At 67.0% G+C, this 14,711-nt stretch carries 17 protein-coding genes; 10 read left to right on the top strand and 7 right to left on the bottom strand.

Features of this window, described 5'->3' with window-relative positions:
• Positions 1 to 113: 113 nt before the first annotated feature.
• Positions 114 to 1,034, bottom strand: coding sequence for an MBL fold metallo-hydrolase (locus BLR57_RS15150; RefSeq protein WP_089698883.1), 921 nt, complete (start codon positions 1,032 to 1,034; stop codon positions 114 to 116).
• A 93-nt stretch (positions 1,035 to 1,127) separates the two neighbouring features.
• Here BLR57_RS15150 and BLR57_RS15155 point away from each other — a divergent pair, with 93 nt between their 5' ends.
• The 3 genes from BLR57_RS15155 to BLR57_RS15165 all read left to right on the top strand — a co-directional run bounded on the left by BLR57_RS15155 (position 1,128) and on the right by BLR57_RS15165 (position 3,595).
• A complete protein-coding gene (locus BLR57_RS15155; RefSeq protein ID WP_089698885.1) occupies positions 1,128 to 1,556 on the top strand; it encodes a hypothetical protein in 429 nt (142 codons plus the stop codon).
• Positions 1,557 to 1,753: 197 nt separating this feature from the next.
• Positions 1,754 to 3,136 carry a serine--tRNA ligase gene (gene serS, locus BLR57_RS15160; RefSeq protein WP_089698887.1) on the top strand — a complete coding sequence of 461 codons (1,383 nt, stop codon included), beginning with the start codon at positions 1,754 to 1,756 and terminating at the stop codon, positions 3,134 to 3,136.
• 129 nt (positions 3,137 to 3,265) lie between these two features.
• On the top strand, positions 3,266 to 3,595 hold the full coding sequence (locus BLR57_RS15165; RefSeq protein ID WP_139173373.1) for a hypothetical protein: 330 nt from the start codon (positions 3,266 to 3,268) through the stop codon (positions 3,593 to 3,595).
• Positions 3,596 to 3,671: 76 nt separating this feature from the next.
• Here the strand turns inward: BLR57_RS15165 and BLR57_RS15170 are convergent, their stop codons facing one another.
• Positions 3,672 to 4,025, bottom strand: coding sequence for a nuclear transport factor 2 family protein (locus tag BLR57_RS15170; RefSeq protein ID WP_089698892.1), 354 nt, complete (start codon positions 4,023 to 4,025; stop codon positions 3,672 to 3,674).
• Positions 4,026 to 4,105: 80 nt separating this feature from the next.
• Between BLR57_RS15170 and BLR57_RS15175 the strand changes: the two genes are divergently transcribed.
• Together BLR57_RS15175 and BLR57_RS15180 are read left to right on the top strand one after the other, a co-directional pair.
• Positions 4,106 to 4,600, top strand: a complete 495-nt coding sequence (locus tag BLR57_RS15175) for a DUF367 family protein (protein WP_089698895.1) — start codon at positions 4,106 to 4,108, stop codon at positions 4,598 to 4,600.
• A 66-nt stretch (positions 4,601 to 4,666) separates the two neighbouring features.
• Complete coding sequence (locus tag BLR57_RS15180; RefSeq protein ID WP_089698897.1) at positions 4,667 to 4,909, top strand: hypothetical protein; 243 nt, start codon at positions 4,667 to 4,669, stop codon at positions 4,907 to 4,909.
• Between the two features lies 1 nt (position 4,910).
• On the opposite strand, the gene BLR57_RS15185 is transcribed toward BLR57_RS15180, so the two are convergent.
• Together BLR57_RS15185 and engB are read right to left on the bottom strand one after the other, a co-directional pair.
• On the bottom strand, positions 4,911 to 5,273 hold the full coding sequence (locus BLR57_RS15185) for a DUF5518 domain-containing protein (RefSeq protein ID WP_089698900.1): 363 nt from the start codon (positions 5,271 to 5,273) through the stop codon (positions 4,911 to 4,913).
• Between the two features lie 398 nt (positions 5,274 to 5,671).
• Positions 5,672 to 6,298: a GTP-binding protein EngB gene (engB, locus tag BLR57_RS15190; RefSeq protein WP_089698902.1), complete on the bottom strand. Its 627-nt coding sequence runs from the start codon at positions 6,296 to 6,298 to the stop codon at positions 5,672 to 5,674.
• A 144-nt stretch (positions 6,299 to 6,442) separates the two neighbouring features.
• Here engB and BLR57_RS15195 point away from each other — a divergent pair, with 144 nt between their 5' ends.
• From BLR57_RS15195 to BLR57_RS19485, 5 genes are all read left to right on the top strand, one after another.
• Entirely contained in the window at positions 6,443 to 7,012 is a 570-nt protein-coding gene (locus BLR57_RS15195) for a DUF7344 domain-containing protein (protein WP_089698904.1), read from the top strand.
• Between the two features lie 701 nt (positions 7,013 to 7,713).
• Positions 7,714 to 8,430 carry a 5-formyltetrahydrofolate cyclo-ligase gene (locus BLR57_RS15200; protein ID WP_089698906.1) on the top strand — a complete coding sequence of 239 codons (717 nt, stop codon included), beginning with the start codon at positions 7,714 to 7,716 and terminating at the stop codon, positions 8,428 to 8,430.
• A gap of 71 nt (positions 8,431 to 8,501) precedes the next feature.
• On the top strand, positions 8,502 to 9,908 hold the full coding sequence (locus BLR57_RS15205; RefSeq protein WP_170830661.1) for a TIGR00341 family protein: 1,407 nt from the start codon (positions 8,502 to 8,504) through the stop codon (positions 9,906 to 9,908).
• Positions 9,909 to 9,967: 59 nt separating this feature from the next.
• Positions 9,968 to 10,708: an SIMPL domain-containing protein gene (locus BLR57_RS15210; protein WP_089698908.1), complete on the top strand. Its 741-nt coding sequence runs from the start codon at positions 9,968 to 9,970 to the stop codon at positions 10,706 to 10,708.
• 216 nt (positions 10,709 to 10,924) lie between these two features.
• A complete protein-coding gene (locus BLR57_RS19485) occupies positions 10,925 to 11,098 on the top strand; it encodes a hypothetical protein (RefSeq protein ID WP_170830662.1) in 174 nt (57 codons plus the stop codon).
• A 2-nt stretch (positions 11,099 to 11,100) separates the two neighbouring features.
• Here BLR57_RS19485 and BLR57_RS15215 read toward each other — a convergent pair whose 3' ends face one another.
• The 3 genes from BLR57_RS15215 to BLR57_RS15225 form a co-directional block, all read right to left on the bottom strand.
• The gene (locus tag BLR57_RS15215) at positions 11,101 to 12,075 is read right to left on the bottom strand and encodes an NOG1 family protein (protein ID WP_089698910.1); all 975 of its coding nucleotides are present in this window, start codon (positions 12,073 to 12,075) and stop codon (positions 11,101 to 11,103) included.
• 120 nt (positions 12,076 to 12,195) lie between these two features.
• On the bottom strand, positions 12,196 to 13,122 hold the full coding sequence (gene ddh / locus BLR57_RS15220; protein ID WP_089699092.1) for a D-2-hydroxyacid dehydrogenase: 927 nt from the start codon (positions 13,120 to 13,122) through the stop codon (positions 12,196 to 12,198).
• A 290-nt stretch (positions 13,123 to 13,412) separates the two neighbouring features.
• Positions 13,413 to 14,651, bottom strand: coding sequence for an eIF2B alpha/beta/delta subunit family protein (locus BLR57_RS15225; RefSeq protein WP_089698912.1), 1,239 nt, complete (start codon positions 14,649 to 14,651; stop codon positions 13,413 to 13,415).
• Positions 14,652 to 14,711: the final 60 nt, after the last annotated feature.

The raw sequence follows: 14,711 nt of genomic DNA on the forward strand, positions 1-14,711 counted from the left end.
TGGCGTGCGAGCCCGTCTCGCCCGGTGGTCGGCCGAGCGTCCGACGGCTACTCGTCGGCCACTCGACGACCACTCGATGGTTACGCGTCAGTCACCCGTCGGCCACTCGATGGTTACTCGTCGTCCTGTTTCGCCCGGTAGTCGAGATAGCCGAGCACGCCCTTGACGTTCAGCCGCGCCTCGTCGCGTGCTTTCCGCTCGCCCCACGCTTCCGCGGTGTCGGTGTGGTCCTCGAAGAACTCGATGACGGCCTCGTCGTCGTCCAGTTCGGCGCGCTTCTGGCGGACGGCCTCGACCCACTCCACGAGCGTCCGCTTGTACGCCTCCATATACTCGGGTTCGAATGCGAGCGGGCCGAAGTGGCCGAAACAGAGCGTGTCGGGGTCGCGGTCGATGATGGCCGAGGCGTCGTCCAGACACTGTTCGAGGTCGAACTGCGACGGTGGCGACGTCTGGCGAATCTCGGTCATCTTCGGGACCCAGATACCGGCCGAGTCGCCCGTGAACAGCACGTCGTCGGCGGTGTCGTAGAAGGTCACCTGGTGCGGCGCGTGGCCGGGTGCGTGGGCGACTTCCAGCGTCCTATCGCCGAGGTCGACCGTCTCGCCGCCTTCGAGTCCCTCGATACGGTCCTCGGGGACGGGCTTCGGGTCGACGTAGAACTCCCACTGGTCGTCGACGGCTGCCTTCGTGCCCGCGACGAGTTTCGAGGGGTCGACCAGATGAGGGACGCCGATCTCGTGGGTCAGCACCGTCGCGTCGGGATACGCCTCGGCGAGATAGCCCGCCCCGCCCGCGTGGTCGAGGTGGATGTGCGTCGGCAGGATGTAGGCCAGGTCGTCCGCGCCGATTCCCAACTCGTCGAGCGCGTCGAACAGCTGCTCGCGGTTGGTGCCGATACCGGTGTCGACAACGGCGGGCCGCTCGGCGTCGAGGACGTAGACCGACCCGTACCCCTCGATGTCGTACATCCCGGTGTCGAGATAGTAGAGGTCGGTGCTGTCCGGGACGGGTTCGAGGTCGCCGATAGCCATGCGGAGGGAAGCGTCGGGAGTGTTCAAAAGGGTTCGGACGACATCCCGGAAGGTCGGGGAAAGCTACTACAGGCTGACAGCCGACGTGCCGGTATGGCCCTCCACTCGCGACGCGCGCTGCTGAAGATGGGAACGGCGGCAACAGCCTCGGCCGTCGCACTCGCTGGCTGTGTGGCACCGGCGTACAGCGTCCCCGTGACGGTGACGAACGACACGGACGCGGGGCTGTCGACGCGGGTGTCGCTCGCCGAACGGGAGTTTCTCGACGGCGACAGCGACGAGTGGCGACTCGACCTCGACGCGGGCGAGACGGTCGAGCGGTCGCTCGACGGCGGTGGAAAACCGAGCGACCGGTTCCGGCTGGTGGTCGACCCGACCGGCCGCGAGCAGGTCCGCTCGACGCTCCGGAACCCCCTCTCTGTCGCTGTCGTCATCGACGAGGACCGAATCCACGTGACCGTCGAGAAGTACAGCGACGAGGTGGAGACCCAGGCGTCCGTCTCCACCGTCGACCGCCGTTGAGGCGGCGACGGCGACCATCGTGGTTCCAGTACGTCTGGCCGATGTTCCTCTGGTAGAACGGCCGGTGTGCCGCCGGGAGACCGCCGACGCGCGGTCGGCGTTCGCTGGCGGCTCACGCGGAGTGTAGTGGGTTCCGTCCGGCACGGACCCACAAAGATGCGATACGGTTTTCCCACGTCCAACTGAATTTCGAGCAAATGCTTCACCGACGATATCTCCGCGAGCACCCGGAGACGGTCCGCGAGAGCCTCGCGAACCGCGGCTACGACGACGTCGACCTGGATCACGTCCTCGCCGTCGACGAGGAGTGGCGTGAGCTGAAGGCCAGAGGCGACGACCTGCGCCACGAGCGCAACACGGTGTCGAGCAAGATCGGCCAGCTCAAAGCCGAGGGCAAGGACGACGAGGCCGACGAGGCCATCGCCCGCTCGCAGGAACTGAAGGAGGAGCTCCAAGACATCGAGACCCGCGCCGACGAACTCGAAGCCGAGTTGGAGGAGACGCTGCTCGAACTGCCGAACGTCCCCCACGAGAGCGTTCCCGTTGGTGCTGACGAGAGCGACAACGAGGAACTGCGTCGCCACGGCTTCGACGACCTGCGCGACCTGCCCGACGAGGTCACCCCGCACTTCGACATCGGCGAGGACCTCGACATCATCGACGAGGGCCGCGGCGCGAAGACGACCGGCTCGGGCTTCTACTTCCTGAAAGGCGAGGGCGCGATGCTGGAACACGCGCTCATCCAGTTCATGCTCGACGTCCACCGCGAACAGGATTACGTCGACATCTTCCCGCCGATTCCGGTCAAGACGACGTCGATGGTCGGCACCGGTCAGCTGCCGAAGTTCGCTGAGGACGCCTACCGCATCGGCGGCTCGGAGACCGAGGACTACGAGGACGACGACCTCTGGCTCTGCCCCACGGCGGAGGTCCCGGTCACGAACATGTACGCCGACGACATCCTCCTGAAGGACGACCTTCCCCTCAAACATCAGGCCTACACACCGAACTTCCGGCGCGAAGCCGGGGAACACGGGACCGAGACGCGCGGCATCGTCCGCGTCCACCAGTTCAACAAGGTCGAACTCGTCAACTTCGTCGAACCCGACGAGTCGTACGACCGCCTCGAAGCCCTGCTCGACGAAGCAACCGAAGTCCTCGAACGACTCGGTCTCCCGTACCGTGTGCTCAACCTCTGTACGGGTGACCTGACCTTCTCGTCGGCGAAGACCTACGACATCGAGGTCTGGGCACCCGGCACGGAGTCGGACGAGGGGCCCGAAGCGGGCGGCCGCTGGCTCGAAGTCTCGTCGGCCTCGAACTTCGAGGACTTCCAGGCGCGTCGCGCCGGGCTGCGCTACCGGCCGGAACGCCACGAGTCGACGGAGTATCTCCACACGCTCAACGCGTCGGGGACGGCCGTCGGCCGTGTGATGGTCGCGCTGCTCGAATACTACCAGAACGAGGACGGTACCGTCGACGTGCCCGAGCCGCTCCAGCCCTACATGGGCGGCCGCGAGGTCATCGAGGGCCACGAACCCGTCGGCGAAGCCGCCGTCGGTGCGGGCAAGAAGGACTGAGACGGCGGCCGGCGGAGCGGAGTTCCGACTCGGCGGACAACCGGTTTTTCGACGTATAACGGACGAGAGAGCCGATAGCTCACCGTTCCCACCGATGGGACTATGAGAGAGTATCACGAATATACATGTATGACTACGAAGCGTGACACGGTCGGACGGGTGGTGATGGTCGTCGTAGGTGCGACGCTCGTAGTGACGGTGTTCGCGGGCATCGTCGGTGCCGTCTGGCGGTTGGCACTCTGGCAGACGATGCACGGGCCGCACGGTGCGACGGCGATGCAGGGCGGGACGTTCGCGGGGCCGGGGTTCGAGATGGGGTTCGGCGTGCCGCTGTCGGCGGTCGTCGCGTGGGCGGTGCTCGTCGGTGTCGCGGTCGCGGTCGGCTTTCTGGTCATCGACCGGGTCGGGCGCGACCAGTCGATAGACGGTTTCGAGACGGTCGACGGGGACGGACGCTAACTGGTGGGACTAACGCTGACCGGTGGAAGGGACGTTGACTGGTGGGACTAACGCTAACGGCTAGAACCGACGACAGTCAGTCGGTGTACGTCCGGAGTTCGGCGATTCGGCCGTCTTCGAACTGGAACACGTCGACGAAGCCGGTCAGTTCGGCACCGCCGTTCGTGCAGAGCCGTCCCCTGACGGCGAGTTCCGCGGGGTCGTCGGCCGTGAGGTCTCCGTCGTCGTCCCGGTAGACGACGTCGATCTCGTGGGACGTATCCTCGTGCGGCCGGTCTTCCTGCATGAAGTCGATGAACGCGCGACGGCTCGTAAAGGAGCGGTCGGGGCGCGTCTGCTCGAATTCGGGGTCGAGAAGGACCAACAGCGCGTCGTAGTCGCCGTCGTCGAGCGCGTCGTAGTACGAGTGAACGGCTTCGAGGTGACCCATACCACAACTCACGCAATCCTCCCTCTTGGCTTTCACCCACGAACCGACCGCTTTTGACCCGGCGCGACCTTCGCTCACCCGTGGAGCTGCACATCCGCTACGAGGGCGACGACGACCCCGACAAGTGCACGGCGCGCCGCCTCGCGAAGTTCGACCTCGCCGAGCTACACCGCTCGCACCGCGCGACGCCCTACGGCGTCGTGTTGAACCCCCACGCCGAGCAGGCGCTGTCACCCGCCGACAGGACGGAGACGCTCGTCGCGCTCGACTGCTCGTGGGAGTCCGCGGGCGAGGCACGCTTCTCGCTGCCGGGCGAGCACCGCGCGCTGCCCTATCTCGTCGCCGCCAACCCGGTCAACTTCGGCCGACCGATGAAGCTGACGACCGTCGAGGCGATGGCCGCGGCACTCGCCATCTTCGGCGAGTGGGAGCAGGCCGAGGAGATCCTCTCGAAGTTCACCTGGGGACACACCTTCTTGGAGATGAACGAGGAGCCGCTGCGACGCTATTCGGAGTGTGCGGACTCGACGGCGGTCGTCGAGATCCAACAGGAGTATCTCGACCGCGGGCAGTGAGCGGTCCGTCGCCCGAGAGTGTCGTCGAACCATAGAGTTACCTGCGGACCCGTCGTCGTGTGAACTATGTCCTCCACCAGCGAAAAGGTCACCTCGCGGCTGACCGCCGGACTCGACGGCTGGAACCATCCGCTTCGGATGGCCGCGTCGACGCCGCTTTTCGTCGTCGCCGGTGCCGTCGGCAGCATCCTGTTTCAGACGGAACTCGTCCACTACGGCTACACCATCCGGTTCAACGGCGCGGTGACCGTCTTCTTCGTGATGACGGCACTCGTCGGCGGACTGGTCCTGTTGGCCGCATTCGACTGACTCAGCCCTTTATCCAGCCGCCGAGCGCGCCAGCGACGGCACTGTCGACGGCGAAGACGACGGTCAGGAAGACGCCGACGAGGAGCACGCCCGCGCCGCCGAGGAACGCCCCGAGCGGCCCGCCCGCGAGACCCAAGGTCCCGCCGACGACCGCGAAGAGCAGCGTCAACACGACGCCCGTGATGGAGCCTGCCAGCAGGCCGTGCCACGCGCCGCTGCCGAGTCCGCCGCCAGCGAGATAGCCCGCAGCGAAGCCGCCGACGAGACCCGCGCCGATCTGTCCGAACAGGGGAAGCTGAAGCCCGATCGCGCCGACGACGAGGAGGACCACGAAGCCGACGGCAACTGCACGCCAGTTGGTCATAGTCGAGCGTAGGCGACGCGGCGGATTAAGTCGTATGGCAGAGTGGAGAACCGCATTGGCGCGTGGCTTCGCGGCCTTCCATGGCCGCGAGCCACTCGCGCGAGGGATGGCTGAGCGAGTGAAACGAGCGAAGGAGTCGGCTGGGGAGGGTGTGGCTGTGCGGTTGGGTGTCCTCGTGAGCGAAGCGAACGAGGGCTTGGAAGAGCTTGCTCTTCCAGTGGGACTGAAAGGGGACGTGTGCTCGACGAATCTCGATGCCGCAAGCACCGCAGCGAAGCGAGGAGCGCGGAGGTAGCGCGGGAGTCGAGAACGCGTGGGCTTTCGAAGAGTTCTGGAGGTAAGTATCAAGATAGAAACGAAACCCGCGGAGCCACTACGAAAGACGCAGTCGACAGCGACTACTTCACGAACTTCAGCAGGTCGTCGCGCTTCGCCTCGTGGAAGTGGTGTCTGAGTGCTTCCTTCAGCGGCTCCAACTGGCCGCGTTTCGCCACGATGGGGGCGATGGTGTCGCCCTTCCACTGTTCCCACGGCGGGTAGAGACCGAGGCGGTCACAGAGGTCGTTCAGCCGCTCGTCTCTGTCGTCGACCTTGTCCATCTTGTTGACGGCGACGACCGTCGGAATTCCCAGCTCTTCGAGGAAGTAGAACATCTCGACGTCGTGGGGAATCGAGTCCTCGCCCGTGTGGCGGTCGATGATGTCGACGACGCTCTTGCCGTCGACGACGAGCACGCCCACGAGAATCTTGTCGGCGTGCTCCTCGATGTAGCGGACGATGTCGGTCTTGATGGCCTCGCGACGCTCTTCCTCGACGCCGGACATGAAGCCGAAGCCGGGGAGATCAGAGAACATGAAACTCTCGCCAGCCCAGTCGAAGTGGTTGGGCTCGCGGGTCACGCCCGGCTTCTTGCCCGTGTTGAACTTGCTGTGGCCGGTCAACTCGCGCATCAGCGTCGACTTGCCGACGTTGGAGCGCCCGACGAAGACGACCTCTGCGTCGCGCTTGGGGCGGTTTTCGAACATACCGACCTTACTCGGGCGGGTCGGTTAACCCTGGCGAGAGCCGTCGGTGTCCGAGGGAACGCCGACGGAACACAGCGACGAGAGGGTAATTCGTCTATGAAAGTATTTATAAATGAAACCGGACGAGTACCGGTACTACTTGTGATGTCTCGTTCTCACGGACAGTCGAGAGAGGAGCCACCGGACTCGGAGGGGCAAGAGGCCGACGACGTCTACCGTATTCTGAGTAACCGTCGGCGACGGTACACGCTTCGGTATCTCCTCGCGCACGGGACCGCCGAGGTCCGGACGCTCGCCGAACAGATCGCGGCGTGGGAACACGACGTCGACCCGAACGAGGTCAGTTACGACCAGCGGCGAAGCGTCTACAACTCGCTGCAACAGTCGCATCTCCCGAAACTGCAGGCGGTGAACCTCGTCGCGTTCGACAAACGGGCGGGGACGGTCGAACTCGCCGAGGACGGGTCGGAGGTGCAGTCGTATCTCGGCCCGCTGACGCACCGACAGCCGTCGTTGCAGCGTCGGTATCTCCTCGTCGGTGGGTTCTGGCTGGTGGCACTCCCCGCTCTGTCGCTCTTCTATCCGGGTCCGACGGTCGCCGAGACGGTCCCGCTGTTCGGCGTCGTCGCGCTCTCGGTGCTGTGGGTCACGCTCGTCCACCGGTTCGAACTCGACACCGTCGCTGGCGAGAACGCGACGTCGAACGGCGACTGAGTCCGTCGAACGAAAGGGATGGGTGGTGGCTGAACCGGCCACCGAATGGGAAGGAAACACGAGACGCTGAGCGTCCCGAGTCGGTCGACGACGCCGCGTACACAGGCGGTTCGGACTGAACCAGGGGAGAGTGACAGCGGCCTCCACCGCGCAGCTGTGTCGTCGAGAGGGGTCACAGCCACACGAGAGGCGTTCTGTGTGCGGTCTACCGAGGGTAGTGCGTCGTTGGACGGACAGCGGCTGTCGTCCGTCGACAGCGTCTACTGACCTCCCAGCTACCTAAACATGAGTTCGATGCTGGGACCCGACCGGACCGAGGAGTCTCGATAGCGACGGGACGAAAGAGCCGGGATGCCACGAGCCGAACGGTCCGCCCCCGCGACACGCCGGGAGAGAGGGGAAGCGAGTCGCGAGTAGACCCGCCGTCGACGGCGGGTCTCGGACGGACCGGCCACCGTCGGACACGGGCCGTCACAGCGACGGCGTCCAACGGCGACGTGGCTCGTCAACCGGCCACCGGGTCGTAGCCAGCTGCCGACAGCGGGGAGACGGAGCGAACGACCCTATACATCAGCCCGATGCGGCCACCGCAACGATCCGATGCGGTTGGCAAACTGACTCGATAGGCGGCTGTGGTCGCCGAGCGTCGAGCGGACCCCGAGAGCCGCAGTGCTTTCCCCGGACGCACGCCAACCGCGGCCATGGACAAACAGACGCTCCGTGAGCGGATCTGGGGCGGCCTGGAGGACTCGGGCGAGGCCCGCTTTCCCTTCCCGCCGCACGGCCGCATCCCGAACTTCGCCGGAGCCGACGAGGCCTGCGACCGCCTCGCCGCGACCGACGAGTGGGCCGCCGCCGACGTCGTCAAGGCGAACCCCGACGCCCCGCAGCTGCCCGTCCGGCGGCGTGCGCTCCACGAGGGGAAGGTGGTCTACATGGCCCAGCCGCGGCTCCGCAGCGAGCGGCCGTTCATGAAACTCGACCCAGGGGTCATCGCCCCCGAAGACCTCGACGCCGCGGCGACGGTGTCGAAGATGGACGGCTACGCCGAACCGGTCGGTCCCGACGCGGTCCCCCACGTCGACCTCGTCGTCTCCGGCAGCGTCGCCGTCACCGAGGCAGGCGGCCGCGTCGGCAAGGGCGAGGGCTACAGCGACCTGGAGTTCGCCGTCCTGTCGGAGTTGGGTGCGGTCGACGACGAGACGACCGTGGCGACGTCCGTCCACGAACTGCAAGTGGTCGACGAGGCCGACGCGCCCGAGCCCGCAGCCCACGACGTACCGATGGACCTCGTCGCCACGCCCGAGCGGCTAATCCGGACCGACTCACCCTTCGGGCGGCCGACCGGCATCGACTGGGACGTCCTCGACGAAGAACGGCTGGACGAGATTCCCGTCCTGCAGCGGTTCGCCCCCTGAGTGGCTGCGGGCGACGACACCGAACCGTCACGTGCCAGAGGTATTTTCTCCCCGCCGAGTGAGAGGCGAGTGTGCGACTCGTTCAGGTGATGATTCCGGCCGGCAAGCGCGAGACCGTCCTCGCCGTCCTCGACGACGAGGGCATCGACTACGCCCTGACCGACGAGGTCAGTGGCCGCGAATACACCGCCGTCGTCAGCTTTCCGCTCCCCACGGCGGCCGTCGAGCCGATCCTCGAATCGCTCCGGGAGGCGGGTATCGAGCGCGACGCCTACACCGTCGTCCTCGACGCCGAGACGGTCGTCTCGCGGCGGTTCGAGCAGCTCGAAGACCGCTACGAGGAGTCCGAGGAGGGCAACGGCGACCGCATCGCCCGCGAGGAACTGGTCGCCCGGGCGAAGGACCTCGCCCCACAGCTCTCGACGTTCGTCGTCATGACGGCCATCAGTGCCGTCGTCGCCACCGCCGGTCTCCTCTTGGACTCTCCGGCCGTCGTCGTCGGCTCGATGGTCATCGCGCCGCTCATCGGCCCGGCGATGGCGACGAGCGTCGGCTCCGTCCTCGACGACACGGAGCTGTTCGTCCGCGGCGTCCGCCTCCAGGTACTCGGGGGCGTCCTCGCCGTCGTCAGCGCGGGGCTGTTCGCCGTCGTCCTCAGAGTGACCGGGACCATCCCGCTGACGGCCACGGAGGTGTTCGCCATCGGCGAGGTGCGCGAACGGCTCTCCCCGGACGTGCTCTCCTTGGCCGTCGCGCTCGGCGCGGGCGTCGCAGGCGCGCTCAGCCTCTCGACCGGCGTCTCCTCGGCACTCGTCGGCGTCATGATCGCGGCCGCGCTCGTCCCGCCGACGGCCGTCGTCGGCATCGGTCTCGCCTGGGGTCAGCCCGACGCGGTGCTCGGCGCGGCACTGCTCGTCGTGGTCAACTTCCTCTCGATCAACCTCGCCGCGCTCGCGGTCCTGAGCTACCAGGGCTACCAGCCGTTCCACTGGTTCCAGCGCGACGAGGCGACGGTGTCGACGGGCCGCCGTATCGCCGTCCTCGGCGTCGTGCTCCTCGTCCTCTCGGGCTTCCTCGGCGGCATCACCCTCACCACGCTCCAGGCGGCACAGTTCGAGGACAACACCCGCGAAACCGCTCGGATCGTCGGTGCCGACGCGGGCGTCGAGTATCTCTCGATGGACGTGACCTACGCCGACTTCCCGGTTCGACAGCCCGAGGAGGTGACGATCACCTACGGCTACCCGCCCGACGCCACGCCGCCGTCGACCGTGTCGACGCTGGAGACGCGGCTCAACGAGGAGTACGAACCGCCGTTCGGCGTCGGCGCGGACCACCACATCGCGGTAGAGGTCCGGTACGTCCCCGTCGAGCGAAGCGGGGCGACGGAACCGACGTCGGTCCGGGCCGTCGACGACTCTGCCGTGGGACGGCTCGCGCCGACCGTCTCGCGTGCAAACACGCAGACGGCGGGATAGGTCAAATCAGTCTTTGCGCTTAGCGCGGCTTGAATAGCTCAGCGAGCGTCTTGTCTCCTATGCGACCCTTACTTCCCCTCACGCTGGTGGCGATGCTACTCGTCGCGGGCTGTGCAGGTCCGTTGCAGACAGACGGCGGCGTCGGTGCCGCCGAGACCGAAACCGGCCCGAGCATCTCCGTCTCCGGCACGGGCACCGCCTCCGCCGACGCCGACCTCGCGGTGGTCCGCGTCTCGATCACCGCGCTCGAAGCCGACGCCGAGACCGCCCGGAACCGAGTCGCCGAGGACTCCCAGGCCATGTTCGACGCCCTGACCGACGTCGGCGTCGACACCGACGAGGCCGTCACGACCGCGGGCTTCCGCATCTCGCCGGAGTACAACTACCGCGAGGATGGCCGTGAACTGCTCGGCTACCGCGCCGTCCACAGCTACCAGATCGAAGTCGCCCCCGACGAGGCTGGCAGCGTCGTCGACGCCGCCGTCGGAGCCGTCTCCACGTCCGGCGAGGGTGGCATCGTCGTCGACGGCATCCAGTACACGCTGACCGACGAGACCCGCGCCGAGGTCCGCGCCGAAGCGCTCGAAGCCGCCGTCGACGCCGCCCGCGCCGACGCCGACACCGTCGCCAGCGCGGCCGGTGTGAGCGTCACGGGCGTCCGCACCATCTCGACGGGTGGCGACTACGCCCCCTACCCGCGGTTCGCGGCCGAGTCCGCTGACGGCGGCGCGGCGACCGTCCTCCAGCCCGGCCCGGTCGAGGTGACCGCCACCGTCTCCATCACCTACGAGGTCCAGTAGGCCGAGACGCAGTAACACTTCCCCGCTGACGCTCGACACATCACCCTCCGTTCACCCGTTCATTCTCACCCCACGGTCGATGACCGACTCCCTCCCCCCGAGCAGACGCTCCTTCCCGAACAGACTCGGTAGACTCGACGGGAGTCGCGAGACCGCCACCCCCACCCATCCAGACGGCCGATTCGCTTTTCAGCCAGCGCGGTGGCTCTCGACACGATGGCTCTCGGCCGAGATACCCTCCTCTTCGCACTGCTCGTTATGCTGTTCAGTGGATTCGGACTCGCAAACGAGACAGTTCCGTACGATGTCGCGTGGCTGCTGACGTTACTCGCACTCTTGGCCGGCTTGCTGGGCTTCTTGCAAGCTGTGAGAGAAGGCGTCCGCGACTAGCTCTACTCCTGTCGCGACGGCGGGATGTCCGGCTCGAAGCCGACCGCTTCCACGGCCAAGTCCAGCACGCCGTCGACGTTCTCGCCCTCGGTGACACTCATGTAGGCGTCGGCGTCGACGTCGCGCGAACGGTCCGACTTGTTACAGATGGTCAAGACGGGGATGTCGCGCTCGGCGAACCGCTTCTCGACGGCGTCGCGCAGTTCCAGTTGTGCCTCCAGCGGATAGCCGCAGTCGCCGCTCGGGTCGACGAAGAACAGGACCGTGTCGGCGAGATGCTCGATGGCACTGACGGCCTGTCGCTCGATGTCGTTACGTTCGTCCTCGGGACGGTCGAGCAGGCCGGGGGTGTCGATGATCTGGTAGCGGATGCGGTCGCGCTCGAAGTGGCCGATCTGGACGCCCTTCGTCGTGAAGGGGTACTCGGCGATCTCGTTCGAGGCGCGGGTGATCGCGTTGACGAACGAGGACTTGCCGACGTTGGGGTAGCCCGCGACGACGATGGCCGGTTCGTCCGGCCGGATGTCGGGCAGGTTCTTCAGCGCGTCACGCGCCTCGCCGATGCGGAGCAGGTCGTCTTCGACCTCCTCGACGATGTCGGCCATCCGGGCGAACGCCTGTTTGCGGTGTTTGCGACCCGTGTCGAGGTTCGAATTGCGGAGCTTCGACTGGTATTCGCTACGAATCTCCGGAATCTGGCGGCTCGCCCACATCACTTCGGAGAGGCTCTTGCGGACCTCGTCGACGTCGACGATGGCGTCGGCGAGTTCGTAGTAGAACGGGTCAACAGTGCCGAAGTCGGGCCACGCGACGGCGACGTTCTCCAGGTTGTCCGAGAGGATGTTCGCCGCGGTGATGAGCATCGACTCCTGGGCTTCGAGGCCACTCTTGGCCCGTCCGGCCCGCGACGCCCGCGAGAACGCCTTGTCGATGAGCTCCTCCGACCGGGGCGTGGTCGGTAGGTTCTCGAAAATCATATTCACTCTTTCAGCAGCCGAGCCTAAAAGGCCGTTCGTTTGCGATTCGGCCGATTTCGTGCGGGACGGTGGCGTGCGCCGTCGTCGCACTCCGGGGTGTGAGCCGGATCGAAGTCGGGGTCAGACGACCCGGTTGAGCGGCTCATCGCCCGACGCGAGCCGCTCGACGTTCTCGCGGACCAACCCGGCGATGTCGCGGTAGTAGTCGCGGGTGCCGGCCCCCGAGTGTGGGGTGACGATGACCTCCTCGTGGTCCCACAGCGGCGATTCTGGGGGGAGGGGTTCGGTCTCGAAGACGTCCAAGGCTGCACCGGAAACGGACCCCTGTTGGAGGGCGTCGACCAGGGCCGGTTCGTCGACCACGGCCCCACGGGCCACGTTGACGAGGTATGCGTCCTCGCGCATCGTCTCGAACTCGGACGTCGAGAACAACCCCTCCGTTTCCGGTGTAAGCGGCGTTGCGAGCGCGACGAACCGCGCGTCGGCGATGGCCGCGTGGAGGTTCTCCGTCGAGTAGACCTCGCGGACGCCGGGGACCGGCTCGCCGGAGCGACGGACGCCGACGACGTCCATCCCGAGTCCCGAGGCTCGTTCGACGATGCCCCGGCCGAGCGTGCCGAGACCGACGACGCAGAGCCGCTCGCCGTCGAGCGTGAAGAAGTCGGCGTAGTCGAGGTCGCGCCACTCGCGGTCGGCCTGCGCGTCGCGGAAGACGTGGAGCCGCCGGGCGAAGGCGAGCATATAGCCCGCGACGGTCTCGCCGATGGTCGTCCCGTGGATGCCGGTGCTGTTGGTGAGGATGGTGTGTTCGGACTCGTAGGCGTCGACGTCGAAGGCGTCGTAGCCCGCGCGGATGCAGTGGACCCAGCCGGCGTCGTGGAACTCCGGGCGGGGGCTGAACGTCGCCACGGCGTCGCCGTCGCCGAGGTCGGCACCGTCGCCGACGCGCTCGACCGGGATCGCGAGGTCGGCGAGCGCGTCGACGAGGAGTTCGGGCGGGAACGCGATGCCGACGGAGTCGTGGACAGCGAGGCGGTCGGGAGTCATGCGAGCGAGTGTGTCGAGGAGCGTCAAGGCGGTTGCGACTCGGGAAAGAGAGAGACGCGTCGCTCAGCGTGCTGATGAATCAGGTGCAGACGCCGTCGTTACAGTAGATGGTGGCTCAGTTGTAACTTATCATCACAAGGGGCTAAGTGGGGGTAACTGTCTTCATCGCCACCGTCTTTTCGTAGCGCGCTATGGTTGAAGAATCCCTCGCTTTCTCGGGGACCTGAAACAGTCTACCACTCCGGTCGCAGTGGTTCGCGTTCGGTTCGTATCTGGGTTGGAGGTTACAGCTATTCGTCCCACTCGGCGAACCGTCGGTGCTCGTCGGCGACGGCGGCCACGGCCGCCGAATCGAGCACGCCGTCCTCGGTCACGACGCCGGTCAGGAGGTCCGCGGGTGTCCGGTCGAACGTCGGGTTCAGCACGTCGAGACCGCTCTCACCCTCGTAGAGCGCGTCGCGCTCGCCGAACTCGGGGTGGAAGTCGTCGTTCGGGGAAACCTTGTCGCGGGCGGTGACGACGTAGAGCGGAACCCCATCGCGAGCAGCGGCCAGCGCGAGCAGTCGCGTCCCGACCTTGTTGGCGACGGAGCCGTCCGAGAAGAGGGTGTCCGCGCCGACGACGGCGGCGTCGACGTCGCGCTCGGCGAGAGCGTAGCCCATCGCGGCGTCAGTGACGAGCGTCACTGTGGTCCCTGCGTCGGCGAGTTCCTCGGCCACGGCGACACCCTCGCAGGCGGGCCGCGACTCGGCGACGACGACTTCAGGGACTTCGGCGAGCGCGGCCGTGACCGTCCCCGAGCGCGAGAGCGTCACGACCGTCTCCGCTTCTGTCTCCGACAGCAGCTCGGCCGCGTTTCTCGCTGCCGTCTCGTCGGCGCGGACCGCGTCGTCGACAGCCGTGGCAGCACGCTCGGAGACCGCTTCGGGAGTGCGGTCGGCGTCGCTCGCATCGCTCAGCACGCGGTTGACGCGGTTCGCCAGGGCTGCCATGCTCGGGCGAGCCTCGCGAAGGTTGCGGGCGACGGCAGCCACGTCGGCCCAGTCGTCGGCGAGGACGCCGCGGTCCCGCAGGACTTCGAGTGCACGGACGGAAACGTACGCCGAACCGTGACGCTGGTCGCCGCGGACGGTCTCGACGCTCGGTGCGACGGCCTCGTACGCTTGCCAGAGACCGGGGACGGTCTCGCGGGTCCGCATCGCGGGGGCGTGGACCCATTCGGTCGCGGTGAGTTCCTCGTTCGTCTCGATACTCTCGTCCACGGCGTCGAACAGGAACGGATGAACCGTCCACTCGCGGTCGCCGTCGACGATGGTGACAGTACTGCCCGCGCGGACGAGCGTCGCGTCGGTGACGCCGACCTCCTCGCGGAGTTCGCGGCGGGCGTCGTCGAGCGCGTCGGCCGGGTCGCCCTCGACGTAGCCGGAGACGCCGCCCCAGAGACCCTGGTACGTCCCGACAGCGTCGCTGCGGCGGACGAGGAGGAGGCGACCGCGGTCGCGGAGGAAGGCGGTGACGACGTGTGTCATAGCCGACCGTTCGGTCCCGAGCGACAACGGTGTTGTGACGCCGTAACGGACACCGGTTCG

The sequence above is a fragment of the Halogranum gelatinilyticum genome (assembly GCF_900103715.1).
GTDB classification, from domain to species: domain Archaea; phylum Halobacteriota; class Halobacteria; order Halobacteriales; family Haloferacaceae; genus Halogranum; species Halogranum gelatinilyticum.